Below are 15162 nucleotides of genomic sequence, written 5' to 3'. Positions count from 1 at the left end.
TTATTCCTCCTCTAGGGAAGCCAATTCGGCCAATTCTTCCTCAAACCCTCCGGAAAGGATAGGGAAACGCAGCCAGGTTTTGGGGTCTACATTATAATCATCCAAATGGAAAGCAGGTGCCAAGCGCTCCCGCTTCCATTGATTGCGGGACCACAATCGGAAAAATTTGGTGATGTAATCTTTAAGCTTTTTAGGCTCTATATCCAGTTCTTCTTTCAAGTTCAGGTAAACATCACTTGGTGACCGATGGTCTCTTAGAGCAAGTTTTTCGATCTCCAGCATGACAGCATAGGGCATCAAATCCTCCTCGTCCGTCTGCTTGTTGTCCTGGGGGCGGAGTTCGGCTGTAGGCTGAAGTGAATTGACGTACTGAAGCCCTTTATATCCTAATACTTTTTCTGCCCACTTCAACCAGTTGATGATAAAAGGCTTGTCAATGGCCGCAATTGGAGAAATGCTTCCGCTTGTGTCTCCATCCATAGTGGTGTAGCCCACCGACCCTTCATTTCTGTTTGAGGTGGCTAGAAGCAAGGCATTGTTTAGATTTGCAAGCATCCATATGATAGGAGAGCGGGTTCTGGCCTGAATATTCTGCAGGGTTATGTCATCCCTTTCCCAAGTCAACTCTCGCCCTATAGCTTTTTCTATTTTTGAAGTAAAACCCTTCACCTCCTCGCCGATCTGCCAGTCGTAAAAGGTAGCCCCAATGCTTTCAGCCAGGTTTTTGGCACTTTTGAAAGTGTCCCCGCCCGAATTGTCACTTGCCTGATAAGCACAGGTCAGCAAATGGCCAACTAGCTCTTTCTGTGGGTTGTCTGTTTTAAGCTCACCTTTAAAATTGATTTTCTTGAGAAATTCATCCGTGCCCAATTCGGCAAGTCCTCTACGGACCATTTCAGAAACTAAGATGGCAACAGAAGAGCTATCCGCGCCACCACTGAGTGAAAGCACAAAGCCATTGCTGCGGCTTTTGCGCATATAATCGAATAAGGCTAAGCTCACCGCTTGGGCAAACTCTTCCTCTTTGATTTGTTTTTGAATCTTCTTGATGGAGGCAGTTATCTCCTCATGGAATTTGAAACAGAGAAGCTGGTGATCCTTAAAGCTCAGCAGGTTGTTCTTTTCGACCAGTTTGCCATTTTTGGCCACCATGATCTCGCCATCAAATATCATCCGGCCACTTTCATTGCCCAACAGGTTGGTGTAACAGTAGACTGCATCGAGTTCTTTGGAACTGCTTTTGGCCAGTTCCTCCCGCATGGCTGTTTTTCCCAGGGCAAAATGGCTGGCGCTTGGGTTGAAGATCAGGTCAACTTTTCGGTCTTTCAGCCTATAGCCAGGTCTCATTCCACCTCTCCAGGCATCTTCACAGATTTCAAAACCATATTTGATCCCTTTTTTCTCAAAAATAATGTCCCCCAAGGGTACATCCTCATCAAAAAACTCAATGGTTTTGATTTCCCCATGTTGCCAAGGGGTAAACCATCGGAATTCATAGTGAACCCCGTCGATGGCCATGAACTGTTTGGCGACCAGGCCTTTCAGATAGCCGTTTTCAATTACGGCCATACAGTTGTAAACCTTGTCATTGATGCGCACCGGGGTGCCGACACAAACGGTTATGTTCTGACAGTAGGGGATGAGTTTGTGGACATAGGCCAGAGCTCTTTCAGGATACCAATAGCTTAAAAATAAATCCTCACTTCCATAGCCGGTAATGGAGAGTTCTGGGAAACATAGAATATCTACTTGTTGGTGCTGGGCATCTTCAATGGCGGCAATTAGCCGGTTAAAATTACCCTTCCAATCCAGGGGAGTCTGATTTACAGTGGCTCCCGCGATTTTTAAGTGAGGCATAATGATTTTAAAGAATCTTAATGGCTTAAAACGAATTTTGCGGGTAGAAGTTCTATAGAGCTAGAGTTTGAGCTTTTCGCATGCCGTTTTTGCAGCTTCCTGCTCGGCTTTCTTTTTTGTTGGGCCTTTCCCCTCGGATACCTGTTCCTGATTGAGGGTTAGGTTTACGGTAAATTCCTTAAAGCGCTGGTTCCCTTGCACCCCTGCCAGATTGAACTCCAGCACATGGTTGTTTTTCTGGGCCCATTCAATAATCTTACTCTTGAAATTGATAGTGGTGCTGATGATATGCTCAATATCAAAGTGAGTTAAAATCCGGGTGTAGACAAACTCTTTGGTAAAAGCATAACCGCGGTCTAGGTAAACCGCACCCACCAAAGCCTCTAAAGCATCCCCAAAAAGGGATTTATGCATATACATGCCCTTTTCGGAAAGTTCGGATTCCACGATTTTTCCTAATCCCAACTTTAAGCCGATCTGGTTGAGCGATTCCCGATTTACAATTCTTGACCTGGTTTCGGTGAGGAAACCTTCATCACGGTAGGGGAATTTCAAAAATAAATGTTCGGCGATAATGGTGCCAAGTACGGCATCACCCAAAAACTCCAGCCTTTCATTGGAGGCTTTCACGCCGTTGCCTACATCTTCGGCAGCAGATGCGTGTTTTAAAGCGAGCTTGTACAGAGATAAGTTCAAAGGCTTGCGACCCACTATCATTTTGATAGCGGCCGCAAGCCTTCTTTCTTTTCTATTGTAAATAAGCTCCTGTACTCTGAGTAGCCTAAATATTTTCAATTTTATTCGGCGATTTTCTTGAAGATAATGGAACAGTTGTGTCCACCAAATCCGAATGTATTACTCAATGCAGCGTTTACTTTTCTTTCCTGAGCCTTGTTGAAGGTCAGGTTCAATTTGGTGTCCAGGTTCTCGTCATCTGTAAAATGGTTGATGGTAGGAGGAACCAGGTCCTTCTGAACAGCAAAGATGGCTGCAATCGCCTCAATAGCTCCAGCGGCACCCAAAAGGTGTCCTGTCATGGATTTTGTACTGCTGATGTTCAAGTTGTAAGCATGTGGTCCAAAAACCTTTTGGATAGCTTTCACTTCACTTACATCCCCAAGTGGTGTGGACGTACCGTGCACGTTGATATAGTCTATATCTTCGGGCGTCAATCCGGCATCTTCAAGGGCAAGTTTCATCACATTTCCGGCACCTTCACCCTCAGGGTGTGGGGCGGTGATGTGGTGAGCATCGGCTGTCATAGCTCCGCCAACTAACTCGGCGTAGATTTTGGCACCTCTTGCTTTGGCGTGCTCATATTCCTCAAGAATAAGGGCACCGGCTCCTTCACCAAGTACAAATCCTTCTCTATCCTTGTCAAATGGCCTTGAAGCTGTTTCCGGAGAATCATTTCTCTGAGAAAGCGCCTTCATGGCATTGAACCCGCCTATACCGGCTTCAGTTACCGCAGCTTCCGAACCACCTGAGATGAAGATGTCAGCTTTACCCAAACGGATATAGTTGAACGCGTCAATCAGGGCGTTTGTGGCAGATGCACAAGCAGAAACGGTGACAAAGTTAGGTCCTTTAAAGCCATACTTGATGGAAAGGAAACCCGCACTGATGTCAGCGATCATTTTTGGGATAAAGAATGGGTTGAATCTTGGGGTACCGTCTCCATGGGCAAAGGAGGTAACCTCATCCTGGAAAGTTTTCAGACCTCCAATTCCCGATCCCCAGATTACTCCGGCGCGGTGGAGGTCGATGTTTTCCAGGTCCAGTCCGGAATCCTTCATAGCCTCTTCCACTACAATCATAGCGTACTGGGTGAAGGGGTCCATCTTTCTGGCCTCTTTTTTATCGATGTATTGCTCTACGTCAAAGTTTTTGATTTCGCAGGCAAATTGCGTCTTGAATTTTGATGCATCGAATCTAGTAATAGGCGCAGCACCGCTTACACCATTTGCCAAACCATCCCAGTACTCCTGGAGGTTGTTGCCAATTGGTGTAAGGGCACCTAAACCTGTTACTACAACTCTTCTTAAATTCATAAATGAATTTTCAGTGATGGAATTTTATTTCACGTTTGCTTCCAGGTAGCTCACTGCCTGACCTACTGTGCCAATTTGCTCAGCTTGGTCGTCTGGAATAGAGATGTTGAATTCTTTTTCGAATTCCATAATAAGCTCAACAGTATCAAGAGAGTCAGCTCCTAGGTCATTAGTGAAGCTTGCCTCAGGCGTAACTTCAGATTCTTCTACGCCTAACTTATCAACGATAATGGCTTTTACTTTTTGTGCAATTTCAGACATTTTGTGATCAGTTTAGTTTAAACACTCCGCAAAGAAATATATTTATCCCCTTATTGCCAAAAAAAACAGGAAACTAAATTTAGATATTCACCTTACGGCTGAAAGTTGAACTATAATTTTTACCTTTGGTTTTTTAAATTCTTCCTCGAATGAAGAAAACCAAGCTCCAAGTTGTACACGATTATGAATTTGATCTAATCGGCCTCGTAGCTCCCCTCAAGGACTATAAGATGGCCTGGGTGATCAATAATTCGCTCGATTTGGATCTTGCCAGAACGAAGGATTACCAGTTGGAATTTATCAACCAACCGGCTTTGGTTATTTCGCAGTATATTCTTGAAAAAGATCATGGCTTCATCCAGTTGCTGCGAAACCGCTCCTACTCCAAGTCCGACAAGGCCCTGTACCTGGTGCCGGAGCTCAAAACCATCGATTACTTCCTCCTGTTGCAGGATTATACCTACGAATTGAATATAAATGCGTATATTGAGGAGCTTTCCAAACATCCCTATGTCCAAAACGTGGTCAAACTGGATGTGACAAAATTAAAATCAAAAGAAAACCTATTAACCTATTAAAACTGAAATTACTTTATGAAAGTACCTGTTTTTAATAAAACAAAAATCTTAGCAACAGTAGGCCCAGCCTGTAACAATGAAGAAGCTCTCACAAAATTAGTTCACGCCGGAGCAAGTGTTTTCAGACTTAATTTTTCCCACGGCAACCATCAAGGACATTCAGAGGTCATCAAGCTGATCCGCCAGATCAATAAAAAACTCAATCTAAACATTGGTATTCTCCAAGATCTCCAAGGCCCAAAAATCAGGGTAGGAGAGGTGGAAAACAATGGTGTTGAAATAGTGCCAGGTGATCCGATTACCATCACCACCGAACCGGTGGTGGGTACTTCCAGCCTGGTGAGCACAGTTTACCAAAATCTTCCCAACGATGTGCAAGAGGGTGACCGAATCCTCATTGACGATGGAAACTTGGAGTTGGTAGTGCTAAGCACAGACGGTAAAAGTGTAAAATGTACCGTGGTACACGGTGGGTTGTTGAAATCCAAAAAAGGGATCAACCTGCCAAGTACAAAAGTAAGTGCTCCATCCTTGACGGAAAAGGATTTGGTAGATCTGGAATTCGGGTTGGCAAATGAGGTAGACTGGATTGCCCTTTCTTTTGTAAGGTCTTCAGAGGATATTGTTGACTTGAGGCAAAGAATCGAAAAAGCCGGGAAAGCCTGTAAAATCGTTGCCAAAATTGAGAAGCCGGAAGCCCTTGAGGACATAGATGCCATCATTGAGGCTTCTGATGCTATCATGGTGGCCAGAGGTGACCTTGGGGTGGAAGTTCCGATGCAGATGGTGCCTCTATGGCAAAAGAAAATGGTGGAGAAATGTAAGCTTGCCTGCAAGCCGGTGATTATTGCTACCCAGATGATGGAAAGCATGATCGTCAATCCACGCCCAACCCGCGCCGAGTCCAATGACGTGGCCAATGCGGTATTGGACGGTGCCGATGCGGTGATGCTTTCTGCGGAAACAGCTTCAGGAAACTATCCTGTGGAGGCAGTGAAGGCAATGAGCAGCATTATTGACTATATCGAGCAAAACGCTGAAATCTACCATAACCTTTATAAAATTCCTGAAGACGATGAAACTTTCCTAAGCAACAACTTGCTTCTGATGGCCTCCAGACTTTCCAGAAATGTGAAAGCCAAAGCATTGGTAGGCATTACAGTCTCCGGCTTTACCGCTTTCAGGCTGGCCTCTCACCGTCCATTGGCTAATATCTTCATATTTACCAGCAACAAGAGTTTGATCACTCAACTAAGCCTGGTGTGGGGTGTTCGAGCTTATTATTATGAGAAGCAGACTTCTACAGACGGCACCTTCCAGGATATTCAAAACCAGCTAAAAAATGACGGTTTTGTCAAGGATGGGGAAATAATCATCAATACCGGTAGTATGCCACTTAAAGCCAAGGGACGTACCAACATGTTAAAATTGCATATTGTAAATTGATAACGGTCATAGACCTCAACCATTTAAAAGGCTGGACAGCATGTCCGGCCTTTTTTACTGGATTTCCTGCGGTCCTCTGGGAGGTACCATGATGACTTTTTCTTTATCCACCATCACAGCCCCAGGAGCAGAGCCTTTTACCTTTCTGACGTATTTGCAGGGGGTATAGATGACAGGGGTGAGACTGTCATTCTTACTTTTGGAATAATAGGCAGCCAATTGAGCAGATTTCTCCAGTACATCTTTGGGAATGTTGACCTTGCCTTTCCCTTTGATGATCACATGTGAACCCGCCACACCCTTGGCGTGCAGCCACAAGTCGTCTTTCCAGCTGTGATATCGCAGCATCTCATCGTTCCCCTTGGCAGACTTGCCGACCATTACAATATAACCGTCAAACTCAAACCTCTTATAAGGGATGGTTTCCTGTGAGGCGGAAGTTTTGGAAGTTAAATGGTGTTCCTTTTCGAATGCTTTAAGTTGCTTAAAAGAAGTAAAGCTTGCTACCTCCTCAGACTGCTCGAGCAGTTCTAAAAGATAATCTTCCTTTCTTCTGATATTTTCCTCCAGCTGCGCAATTTCAATTTTACGGTTTTTGCCTTTTCTATAAAGATTCTCGGCAAACTTCTGTGGGGTAACGCCTCTTTTTAGTTTAACCTTGATATCTTTATCCTGGTAGAAATCATACAGAATCACCTCTTCTTCATTAGAAGGGATCTGGTGGAGGTTAGCCATGATGAGGTCGGCCAGCTGCTGGGGACTGGTTTCTTCTGTGAGGCTTTTCAATTTCTGATTAGACTTTTCCAGGTAGGATTCTGTCTTTTTGATTTTATCCTGGTAGCTCCTCAATAGCTTGTCTTTTTCCTTTTCAAACAAAGCATACACAACCGCATATCTGAAGAACTCATTACTTACCTCAATAGCCGAGCTGCTTTGGAAAGTAGGGGAGGAAACCGGGAGAAGGGTAAGTTTATAGTCACTGTTTTCCGGAACGATGGAAAAAACAGGACTGTCCAGCATGTCCATTAGCTCCTGCATCAGGCGCCATTTCTCCTCGATTGGTGCCTCAATGTAGCCTTTCTCTTTCAACCATTGCCTTGGGAGCTTTCCCAAAGTGGGGGCAAACTGTGCGGCATTACCTTCCAGAGATGTAAATCTCTTCCATGTAAAGTCCATGGGTCGGGATAAGTCTTCCGCCACTAAGTTCCAGTCTTCCTGCAGGTTTTTTTTGAAAATATCTTCAGGTTGCTGATTTATCTCATGGAAAAGTATCACGTTGCTTCGCGAGCCGTGCATTTTAAATACTAGGAATTTAAAGGGATCAAATTTAATGTAAAAGGCCCTTTCATTTTCATAGGTCCTGATCTCCGCGACCTGAAGGCCTATCAGGGTTGGGAAAAGATCAATGTTGTTTTTTTTACTTCTGGCAAAGCTGTCGGGAAAGCTTAATACTGTGTTGGAGGGGCTTAGCAAGGCCCTTATGTAGCGGTATTGGCTATCTTTTTCAAACTCAAAAACTAACTCGTCTTTATTTTGTGAAAAGCAGTTGGTAAGGGTGTGACCTTTCAGCGCATTGTCCAGTTCAGGACATAGGAATTTAAAAAAATGATAATTTAAATGCATGATTAGATTTCTATCTTGAGCCCATCATAGGCCAAACGGATATGGGGCGGCAATAGTTTTTCCACCTTGGAATGGCAGCCCAGTTGATGGCTGATATGCGTAAAATATGCTTTCTCGGGCTGTATTCTTTCCACCATTTCAATCGCTTCTTCGAAAGTGAAATGGGAAATGTGGTCTTTTAACCTCAGCGCATTGAGCACAAGCACCTTGGACCCTTTTATTTTTTCAATCTCTGTCTCTGAGATAAAGTTGGCGTCTGTGATATAGGTAAAATCCTGTACTCTGAACCCAAAGACGGGAAGCTTATAGTGCAGCACATCTATAGGGGTGACAGGGACTCCTTCCGCAATAAATGGTTGATTAGTGATTTCCACAGGCTGCACCTTAGGCACACCCGGGTAGCTGTGATTTTCGAAAATGTAGGAAAACTCCCTTTTGATTTGCTCCAGCACCTGTTGCCTACCAAAGATGGGCATGTCCCGTTTGTGCATGAAATTGAAGGGACGAATGTCGTCAAGACCTGCAGTATGGTCTTTGTGCTCATGGGTGAAAATAACGGCGTCCACATCGCGGATGTTTTCCCTCAGCATCTGCTGCCTAAAGTCCGGGCCGGTATCGATGACGATACTCTTTCCATCTACCTCCAGGTGAACGGAAGTTCGAAGTCTTTTATCCCTAAAATCTAAGGAGGTACACACCTCACAACTGCACCCGATTACGGGTACCCCTTGTGAGGTGCCAGTTCCTAAGAATGTGATCTTCAAAGTTTGAGCTCGGTTTGTTGGAGTTCGCTGAGGAAATCCTGGTTTTTCTTGTTGGAAAAATCCTTCGGGTTAAACTTCAGTTCCCTGAGTATGTCCAAAAGGGTGTTGATTTTTCCTTCAGTTGTGTAGTATTTGTTGACGATGACCACGTTGGTGTCATTGAGTATACAATAGCCAGATTTGAAGTTTCCTTTTTCATACCTGAGAATGAAATCAGATTCCGCAAATAGGTTTTCCAGCTTGTCAAGGTAGGATTTGGTATACTTTACCGCCATTTACTTATTTGGAGATGTGCTTTTTGACAGTGGCCAAAAGGTGGTCGTAATCCAAAGGCTTTTGAACGTAATCATTTAAGCCGGCTTGTTTAAAATCGTCCAGAGTGTAATTTTTGTAATTTCCGGTGATGGCAACAATAGGAACATTGGCTTTTGACTTGTCAGGCAAAGCCCTAATGGCTTTTGTACACTCGATTCCGTCCATTTGAGGCATGTTGATGTCCATCAAAATCAGGTCAAAGTCTTCTTTTTCCAATTTGGCCAATACTTGCTTACCGTTTTTAACAGAGGTGATGTGGAAGTTTTCAAACATCAACACGTTTCTCGTCAAATTAATGATCACTGAGCTGTCCTCTGCTACCAATACTTTTTTAATATCGCTCATTCTTTATATTCCTATTTTTTATAAGATGGATTGCTGCTCGCTAAAATAATCCCGAAAGTTATCCAACAATTGTTTAAGCTTCAAATGTTCTTGTGAAATATTGTCAAAATTAGAAGTTTTGATGTTCTTTTCAAAAGATGCACTGAAGTGGTATATCTTGTTGGCACCTAAAGTGCCCGAATTACCCTTAATAATATGCAATTTTTCCCCTATTTCCTTGTAATTCTTACTTTCAATTAAATTTTTAATGTCAGCGGTAAGATCTTCGGCCTCCTCAATAAAGTCTAAGTATACTGTTTTGATATTGTCGGGGCTGTTATACTTCAATAACTGTTTAACTATTTTCTCATTAAGTTCCTCAGAATCTGCAGCCGGAACAGCTTCCACTGCTGTAGATTCCGCAACTACGGATGCACCACCCGGGTTGAGGTGTTGGAAAATAGTTTCCAGAAGGTTTTTAGGCTTGATCGGCTTGGCAATAAATTCATCAAAACCAGTGGCAATAAAATAATCCCTGTCGCTCTGGTCGGAATATGCCGAAACGGCAATAATGGGAGCCTCCGTTAAATGCTCCGTCTTGATCACCTTAAGGGTGGAAATGCCGTCAAGTTTGGGCATTTGAATGTCCATAAGGATGATGTCAAAATCTTTCTCCCTTAATTTATCCAATGCCACAAGGCCGTTTTCGGCTGTCTCGAAAAGGTAATTATGTCGGATGATGTTCTCGAAAACCTTTCGATTTAATGCATTATCATCAACTATCAGCACCTTTTTATCTTTCATCATCAAGTTTTTGTAATTTTGCGGTAGAGTCTCAAAAAAATAGTTTACATCCATTGATAGATACCGCCAAGTTTTTAATTGTCGTCGCTGGTCCGACTGCCGTTGGTAAAACGGATATGTGCATAAAAATAGCCAAAAAATTTAATACTTCTATCATTTCTTCCGATAGTAGACAATTTTTTAGGGAAATGGAAATAGGGACAGCCAAGCCCACCTTGGAAGAGCGCCAACAGGTTGCCCACCATTTCATTGACTCCCTTTCTATACATGACCAATATGACGTTAGAAGGTTTGAAAATGACACCTTGAATCTTTTAAATTCCCTATTTGAAACTCACGACTGTGTCATCATGACCGGCGGTTCGGGTCTCTATATAGATGCGGTTTGTAAGGGTTTTGATGAAATGCCTGAAATACCATCCCAAATACGGGAAAGCTTAAATGAGCTTTTTCAAAATGAGGGAATAGAGGTTTTACAAAAGAGGCTCAAGCAGGTAGATCCCGAATACTTTGAAATGGTGGATCGGCACAATCCACAACGGTTGATCAGGGCATTGGAGGTTTTTGAAGGCACGGGCAAGCCATTTAGTAGTTTCAGACTAAAAAACACAGTGGAAAGGCCTTTCAATTTGATCAAAATCGGACTGGAAAGGGACAGGGAATTGCTGTATGAGCGCATCAATCTGAGGATGGATCAGATGATTGAGCAGGGATTGTTTGAGGAAGCCGAAAAGATATTTCCTTATCGCCATCTCAATGCTCTACAGACGGTCGGGTATTCGGAAATTTTTGGGTACTTGGATGGAAAGTATGACAAGGAGGAGGCCGTGCGACTTCTTAAAAGAAATTCCCGTCGTTATGCCAAAAGGCAGCTCACCTGGTTTAAAAAAGATCCGGATATGGTGTGGTTCTCTCCGGATGAGGCAGAATCAATTATTAAGCATATTGGCCGTCAAATGGATTGACGGCCGCTGATTTTTGCTACAAAATTATACGGCTTTTTAGCCAATAGCCTATTATACTGATAAAGGTAAAGTTTTGACTGGGAGAGAGGGCCTTTTGCGGCTTCCTTTTCAGCCGGATTTTTCTTGAGGTAGATGTTTTCCAGATGGACCAAGTTGGCCCGAGTTGGCTTGAGGTGTTCCTGCACCGCTAGCTTTTCCTTCAATAGATAAAATTGTTCTTCAAATGCCTTCTGTTTGTTTTTAAGGCTGTTTTCAACTACTGTGTAAAACAGAAATACAAATCCTGCCAATGTCAGGAAGATAGGGATAAAGCCCATAGGGTGAATTAGATACTTAGGATTTCTATTAGTTTAAGGTAATCTTTCTTCAAAGGTTTGTCCTTGGTAATGCAGTCGTTAAAGTCCGTGTAGACGACTTCTTCGTGAACTATACCTGCCATGCAGTTGGTCTTGCCTTGCATCAGTCCTTCTACGGCGGCCATGCCACACCAGCTACCCAGGATTCTGTCCTTTGCAGTAGGATTGCCCCCTCGCTGAATGTGTCCCAATGTAGTTACTTTAAAATCGAGTTCATCATTATTGATCTCTTTTTTTACCTTCTCCATAATCTCAGCCGCGCCACCTTCTTCATCGCCTTCGGCCACAACCACGATACTGGATGTTTTGGTCTTTCTCAAGCCTTTGAGCGACTTGACCACATCCTTGATGGAGGTTTTGGTTTCCGGTACCATCACCAGCTCCGCGCCTCCACCGATACCGCATTCCACGGCTATATACCCACTGTCGCGACCCATTACCTCAATAAAGAAGATCCTGTCGTGGGCCGCAGCCGTATCCCTCACCTTGTCAATGGCCTCCAGGGCGGTATTCAGCGCCGTATCAAAACCAATGGTGAAATCTGTGCCATATATATCGTTGTCAATAGTTCCAGGACAGCCTATCACAGGTATACCAAATTCCTTGCTCAGAATCTGCGCACCGGTAAACGTTCCATCCCCTCCAATGGCCACCAAACCTTCAATTCCGTGCTTTTTGAGTTGCTCGTAAGCTTTTTGCCGGCCTTCTTTGGTTCTGAATTCTTCGCTTCTAGCAGATTTAAGGATGGTTCCGCCACGCTGCACAATGTTGCTCACAGAGTGGGTGTACATTTTCTTGATGTCTCCGTTGATCATGCCGTCGTAGCCATACATGATGCCGTAAACATCTAGGTTGTGGTAAATTCCTGTCCGTACTACTGCACGGATACAGGCGTTCATTCCTGGGGCATCTCCACCTGAGGTAAATACTGCGATTTTCTTCATGCTTAATAGGTTTTCTAAGCTTAAAAATAAAGATTAATCCTTATTATAAGTAGAAGGGAGGCGAAAAGTTTATTTATTATCTTTGAGAATGCAAGAATTAAAAAAGGTTCTTATCATTACCTATTATTGGCCGCCCAGCGCAGGATCAGGTGTTCAGCGATGGCTTAAATTTGCCAAGTACCTTCCGCAATACGGCTGGGAACCTGTGATTTTTACCCCTGAAAATCCCGACTTTGAACTGAAGGATATGAGCCTTCTAAAGGAAATACCCATAGATTTGGAGGTTCTGAAATTTCCTATCTGGGAGCCTTATGGGATTTTTAGGAAACTTAAAGGAGGAAAAATAAAGGATCCTTCCAAGATTTTGGAAAAGGGTGAAAAGGGACTTTTCGACAAGCTTTCCATCTGGATGCGCGCCAATCTGCTGATACCTGACCCCCGGAGGTTTTGGGTAAAACCTTCAGTGGAATACCTTTCCGATATTCTTGAGAAAAATAAAATCGAAACAGTGATTACCACTGGCCCTCCGCATAGCCTACACCTGATAGGGCGAAATCTGAAGCGGAAACTTGGAGTGAGGTGGGTTGCGGATTTTAGGGATCCATGGAGCAGTTGGGAATTTTTGGATACCCTGCCTATGACACCCTTGGTTAGGAAACAGCATGAAGAGCTGGAGAGGTCGGTTTTGAAGGAGGCCGATCGGGTGCTGACCATATCGCCGACTTTTCAGGAGGAAATCAGCAAGATTTACCCCAGATCGATAGATTTAATCACCAATGGTTTTGACCAAGCAGATTTGCCTACTCAGTTTGCGGCAGCTCCCGAGGTTTCAAAAGGCCTGAAAATCGTTTATACCGGAATTATTGATGCGATTCGGGACCCCTTGCCGTTTGTAAAAGCGCTTAGACAGGCTTTTGAGGGGACTGCAGTTCCCGTGGAAATGACTTTTGTGGGCAAGGTCAGTGACAAGGTTATCCATTTCATCGAGTCGGATGAATGGTTGGCCAATCATGTGCATTTTGCGGGGTATGTGAGCCATGAGGAAGTATTTGGCTTTTATGAGCAAGCCAATCTCTTGCTTTTGATTCTGACCAAAACCAAAAATGCCAAGGGCAACATTCCCGGGAAAATATTTGAATACATGGCCACAGAAAGGCCGGTTTTGGCCCTAGGTGATCCCGCCGGTGATTCTGCCCAGATCTTGCAGGCAGCCCAAGCAGGGAAAGTGTTTGCCCACAAGCAAGTGGACGAAATCAAAAGCTTCCTACTTCGCTACGCAAAGGGGGAAATCCAAATAAATAGTGGAGGCAACGTCAAAAAATACGACCGAAAAGAGCTTGCGAAAAAGCTGGCCGCCATTCTCGATGAACTTTAAGGTTTGATTTTATTCAACGCATTCAGAACCATGTTTTTTCCCTCCGGGGAAGGGTTGAACACATATATTCCTGTCAGGTAAATTATCATGATTAGCGCTGACCGGATGATCAGGTCTAGGAAGATATTGTCTAAAGTCGGTAACAATAGAGTTGGAATATAATAAGCCACTAAGCCCACCAAAATCACTTTCGCCAGATCCCAAGTGAAGGGTGTAAAGTGAAGCTTGACCTTGATGTAGTAATATTTCAACAGGTTATAAAAGAACATGGCAACAAAGGAAGCCATCGCCGCTCCTTCAATTCCATAACTTGGGATCAGCATCAAATTTAGCAATATCACCACCAGGCTCATCAGTAGGGTGGAGGTGATGTTAAATAGATAATATTTGCTAAAGACTATGATCTCACCGTTGACAGAAAAGATTACGTCGGAAAGCTTTCCCAAGCCAATGAGCAAAACTACCCACTTGCCAGCTTCATAAACGTCCCGGTTGGGCACAAAATGGTAAAGGTTATCAATATTGGCCCAAAGTCCAATGAACAGTAGGAGGCAAATAATCAGTTGGTTGACCGCCACTTTCTTATAGAGCTGGTGGATCTGGTCCAGCCTGCCACCCGCAAAACTTTCAGCAATCACCGGCATCACTACCTGGCTAATGGCTCTGCGGGGCATTTCGATCACCACGGCAATGGAAAACCCGATCGTGTATATGGCATTTGCATCCAGACTGATCATCGCCGAAACCATCAGGCTGTCGATTTTCATGATCAAAATGGACCCAGCCGTCCCCAGAAAGGTGATCAAGCTGTATTTAATAAATTCACCCTTGAAAGACTGGGATAACACTCCGAAGTTGAACTTCAGCCTAAACAGGTCTCTTTTCAGCATGTAGGCAATCATAAACAACACTGCCATCAAGTAAAGCAGTCCTAATCCCATCATCACCTGGTAAAAATCTATCCAACCCAACAAAAAGGTTACAATCCAGGCACTCACCAGGAGGCGAACCATCACCTCTCTTATAAAAGTGGGAATAGCCACCTTGAGAAATGAGCGCATAAATGCATCCAGAATTGTGTGGATCACCGAAAAAAACGTGATGATCAACACCACGCCTAAATAGTTGTTTACCTGTGGGGAGTTGACCGAATAGGTGCGGATAATCTCATCCTTGAAAACCAAAAACAGCACCGCAACAGCCGTAAATCCGACTAAGCACCAGATTAAGCTAAAGGTGAAAAAGGTGAATTTGTGTTTTTTTACCTGGGGATAAAAGCGTGTGATGCCATGGCCCAGCCCTAATTGCGCAAATGGGACCAGCAACAAAGCCATATCCTGTATAGTACGAAATGCCCCAAATTCACTCGGCGTCAACGCATAAGGGAGCAGCCAAAGAATATTGACATAGCCAATCAGTACGCCTAAATAGGAGCTGATGGTGGTCAGAATACTTTGTTTGGCAATTTTACCCATGCGAAAATAAAAAGTTAAAGATAA

General features: G+C 43.8%; 16 protein-coding genes. 4 read left to right on the top strand and 12 right to left on the bottom strand.

The features are described from left to right. The 4 genes from nadE to KI659_RS12400 are packed head-to-tail and all read right to left on the bottom strand — an operon-like array spanning window position 1 to window position 4169. Window positions 1-1857, bottom strand: coding sequence for an NAD(+) synthase (gene nadE / locus KI659_RS12415; RefSeq protein ID WP_213945673.1), 1857 nt, complete (start codon window positions 1855-1857; stop codon window positions 1-3). A 60-nt stretch (window positions 1858-1917) separates the two neighbouring features. Continuing rightward, window positions 1918-2652 (bottom strand): ribonuclease III, encoded by a 735-nt coding sequence (rnc, locus tag KI659_RS12410; protein WP_246535394.1) that lies wholly within the window; start codon window positions 2650-2652, stop codon window positions 1918-1920. A 2-nt stretch (window positions 2653-2654) separates the two neighbouring features. Continuing rightward, window positions 2655-3908 carry a beta-ketoacyl-ACP synthase II gene (gene fabF / locus KI659_RS12405; RefSeq protein ID WP_213945672.1) on the bottom strand — a complete coding sequence of 418 codons (1254 nt, stop codon included), beginning with the start codon at window positions 3906-3908 and terminating at the stop codon, window positions 2655-2657. Between the two features lie 24 nt (window positions 3909-3932). After that, complete coding sequence (locus tag KI659_RS12400; protein WP_010855324.1) at window positions 3933-4169, bottom strand: acyl carrier protein; 237 nt, start codon at window positions 4167-4169, stop codon at window positions 3933-3935. A gap of 149 nt (window positions 4170-4318) precedes the next feature. Between KI659_RS12400 and KI659_RS12395 the strand changes: the two genes are divergently transcribed. Further along, window positions 4319-4747, top strand: a complete 429-nt coding sequence (locus KI659_RS12395) for an IPExxxVDY family protein (protein ID WP_213945671.1) — start codon at window positions 4319-4321, stop codon at window positions 4745-4747. A 15-nt stretch (window positions 4748-4762) separates the two neighbouring features. Beyond that, complete coding sequence (gene pyk / locus KI659_RS12390; RefSeq protein ID WP_213945670.1) at window positions 4763-6193, top strand: pyruvate kinase; 1431 nt, start codon at window positions 4763-4765, stop codon at window positions 6191-6193. 54 nt (window positions 6194-6247) lie between these two features. Here pyk and KI659_RS12385 read toward each other — a convergent pair whose 3' ends face one another. From KI659_RS12385 to KI659_RS12365, 5 genes are read right to left on the bottom strand one after another with little or no spacing between them, the layout of a single operon-like run. After that, window positions 6248-7816, bottom strand: a complete 1569-nt coding sequence (locus KI659_RS12385; protein ID WP_213945669.1) for an NFACT RNA binding domain-containing protein — start codon at window positions 7814-7816, stop codon at window positions 6248-6250. Between the two features lie 2 nt (window positions 7817-7818). Beyond that, window positions 7819-8580 (bottom strand): MBL fold metallo-hydrolase, encoded by a 762-nt coding sequence (locus KI659_RS12380; protein ID WP_213945668.1) that lies wholly within the window; start codon window positions 8578-8580, stop codon window positions 7819-7821. Beyond that, window positions 8577-8855 (bottom strand): hypothetical protein, encoded by a 279-nt coding sequence (locus KI659_RS12375; protein WP_213945667.1) that lies wholly within the window; start codon window positions 8853-8855, stop codon window positions 8577-8579. Before KI659_RS12375 ends, KI659_RS12380 begins: the two co-directional genes overlap by 4 nt. Before the next feature lie 4 nt (window positions 8856-8859). After that, a complete protein-coding gene (locus KI659_RS12370) occupies window positions 8860-9240 on the bottom strand; it encodes a response regulator (RefSeq protein ID WP_213945666.1) in 381 nt (126 codons plus the stop codon). An 18-nt stretch (window positions 9241-9258) separates the two neighbouring features. Beyond that, on the bottom strand, window positions 9259-10026 hold the full coding sequence (locus KI659_RS12365) for a response regulator (RefSeq protein WP_317194963.1): 768 nt from the start codon (window positions 10024-10026) through the stop codon (window positions 9259-9261). Window positions 10027-10076: 50 nt separating this feature from the next. Between KI659_RS12365 and miaA the strand changes: the two genes are divergently transcribed. After that, on the top strand, window positions 10077-10988 hold the full coding sequence (gene miaA / locus KI659_RS12360; RefSeq protein ID WP_262898497.1) for a tRNA (adenosine(37)-N6)-dimethylallyltransferase MiaA: 912 nt from the start codon (window positions 10077-10079) through the stop codon (window positions 10986-10988). Here miaA and KI659_RS12355 read toward each other — a convergent pair. Together KI659_RS12355 and pfkA are read right to left on the bottom strand one after the other, a co-directional pair. Then, window positions 10976-11305, bottom strand: a complete 330-nt coding sequence (locus tag KI659_RS12355; protein WP_213945664.1) for a hypothetical protein — start codon at window positions 11303-11305, stop codon at window positions 10976-10978. The genes miaA and KI659_RS12355 overlap by 13 nt on opposite strands. Window positions 11306-11313: 8 nt before the next feature. Next, the gene (gene pfkA / locus KI659_RS12350; protein WP_213945663.1) at window positions 11314-12288 is read right to left on the bottom strand and encodes a 6-phosphofructokinase; all 975 of its coding nucleotides are present in this window, start codon (window positions 12286-12288) and stop codon (window positions 11314-11316) included. A gap of 88 nt (window positions 12289-12376) precedes the next feature. Here pfkA and KI659_RS12345 point away from each other — a divergent pair, with 88 nt between their 5' ends. After that, on the top strand, window positions 12377-13663 hold the full coding sequence (locus KI659_RS12345) for a glycosyltransferase (protein ID WP_213945662.1): 1287 nt from the start codon (window positions 12377-12379) through the stop codon (window positions 13661-13663). On the opposite strand, the gene KI659_RS12340 is transcribed toward KI659_RS12345, so the two are convergent. Then, on the bottom strand, window positions 13660-15138 hold the full coding sequence (locus tag KI659_RS12340; protein ID WP_213945661.1) for an oligosaccharide flippase family protein: 1479 nt from the start codon (window positions 15136-15138) through the stop codon (window positions 13660-13662). The genes KI659_RS12345 and KI659_RS12340 overlap by 4 nt on opposite strands. Window positions 15139-15162: the final 24 nt, after the last annotated feature.

Origin of the sequence: Litoribacter ruber (assembly GCF_018449405.1) — a bacterium.
Classification (GTDB): domain Bacteria; phylum Bacteroidota; class Bacteroidia; order Cytophagales; family Cyclobacteriaceae; genus Litoribacter; species Litoribacter ruber.
This window is presented reverse-complemented; position numbering and strand designations above follow the sequence as displayed.

Bases quoted from the DNA above. Each gene is read 5' to 3' on its own strand.
- nadE (WP_213945673.1), bottom strand. From the start codon at position 1,857: ATGCCTCACTTAAAAATCGCGGGAGCCACTGTAAATCAGACTCCCCTG.
- fabF (WP_213945672.1), bottom strand. From the start codon at position 3,908: ATGAATTTAAGAAGAGTTGTAGTAACAGGTTTAGGTGCCCTTACACCA.
- KI659_RS12400 (WP_010855324.1), bottom strand. From the start codon at position 4,169: ATGTCTGAAATTGCACAAAAAGTAAAAGCCATTATCGTTGATAAGTTA.
- KI659_RS12395 (WP_213945671.1), top strand. From the start codon at position 4,319: ATGAAGAAAACCAAGCTCCAAGTTGTACACGATTATGAATTTGATCTA.
- pyk (WP_213945670.1), top strand. From the start codon at position 4,763: ATGAAAGTACCTGTTTTTAATAAAACAAAAATCTTAGCAACAGTAGGC.
- KI659_RS12385 (WP_213945669.1), bottom strand. From the start codon at position 7,816: ATGCATTTAAATTATCATTTTTTTAAATTCCTATGTCCTGAACTGGAC.
- KI659_RS12375 (WP_213945667.1), bottom strand. From the start codon at position 8,855: ATGGCGGTAAAGTATACCAAATCCTACCTTGACAAGCTGGAAAACCTA.
- KI659_RS12370 (WP_213945666.1), bottom strand. From the start codon at position 9,240: ATGAGCGATATTAAAAAAGTATTGGTAGCAGAGGACAGCTCAGTGATC.
- KI659_RS12365 (WP_317194963.1), bottom strand. From the start codon at position 10,026: ATGATGAAAGATAAAAAGGTGCTGATAGTTGATGATAATGCATTAAAT.
- KI659_RS12355 (WP_213945664.1), bottom strand. From the start codon at position 11,305: ATGGGCTTTATCCCTATCTTCCTGACATTGGCAGGATTTGTATTTCTG.
- pfkA (WP_213945663.1), bottom strand. From the start codon at position 12,288: ATGAAGAAAATCGCAGTATTTACCTCAGGTGGAGATGCCCCAGGAATG.
- KI659_RS12345 (WP_213945662.1), top strand. From the start codon at position 12,377: ATGCAAGAATTAAAAAAGGTTCTTATCATTACCTATTATTGGCCGCCC.
- KI659_RS12340 (WP_213945661.1), bottom strand. From the start codon at position 15,138: ATGGGTAAAATTGCCAAACAAAGTATTCTGACCACCATCAGCTCCTAT.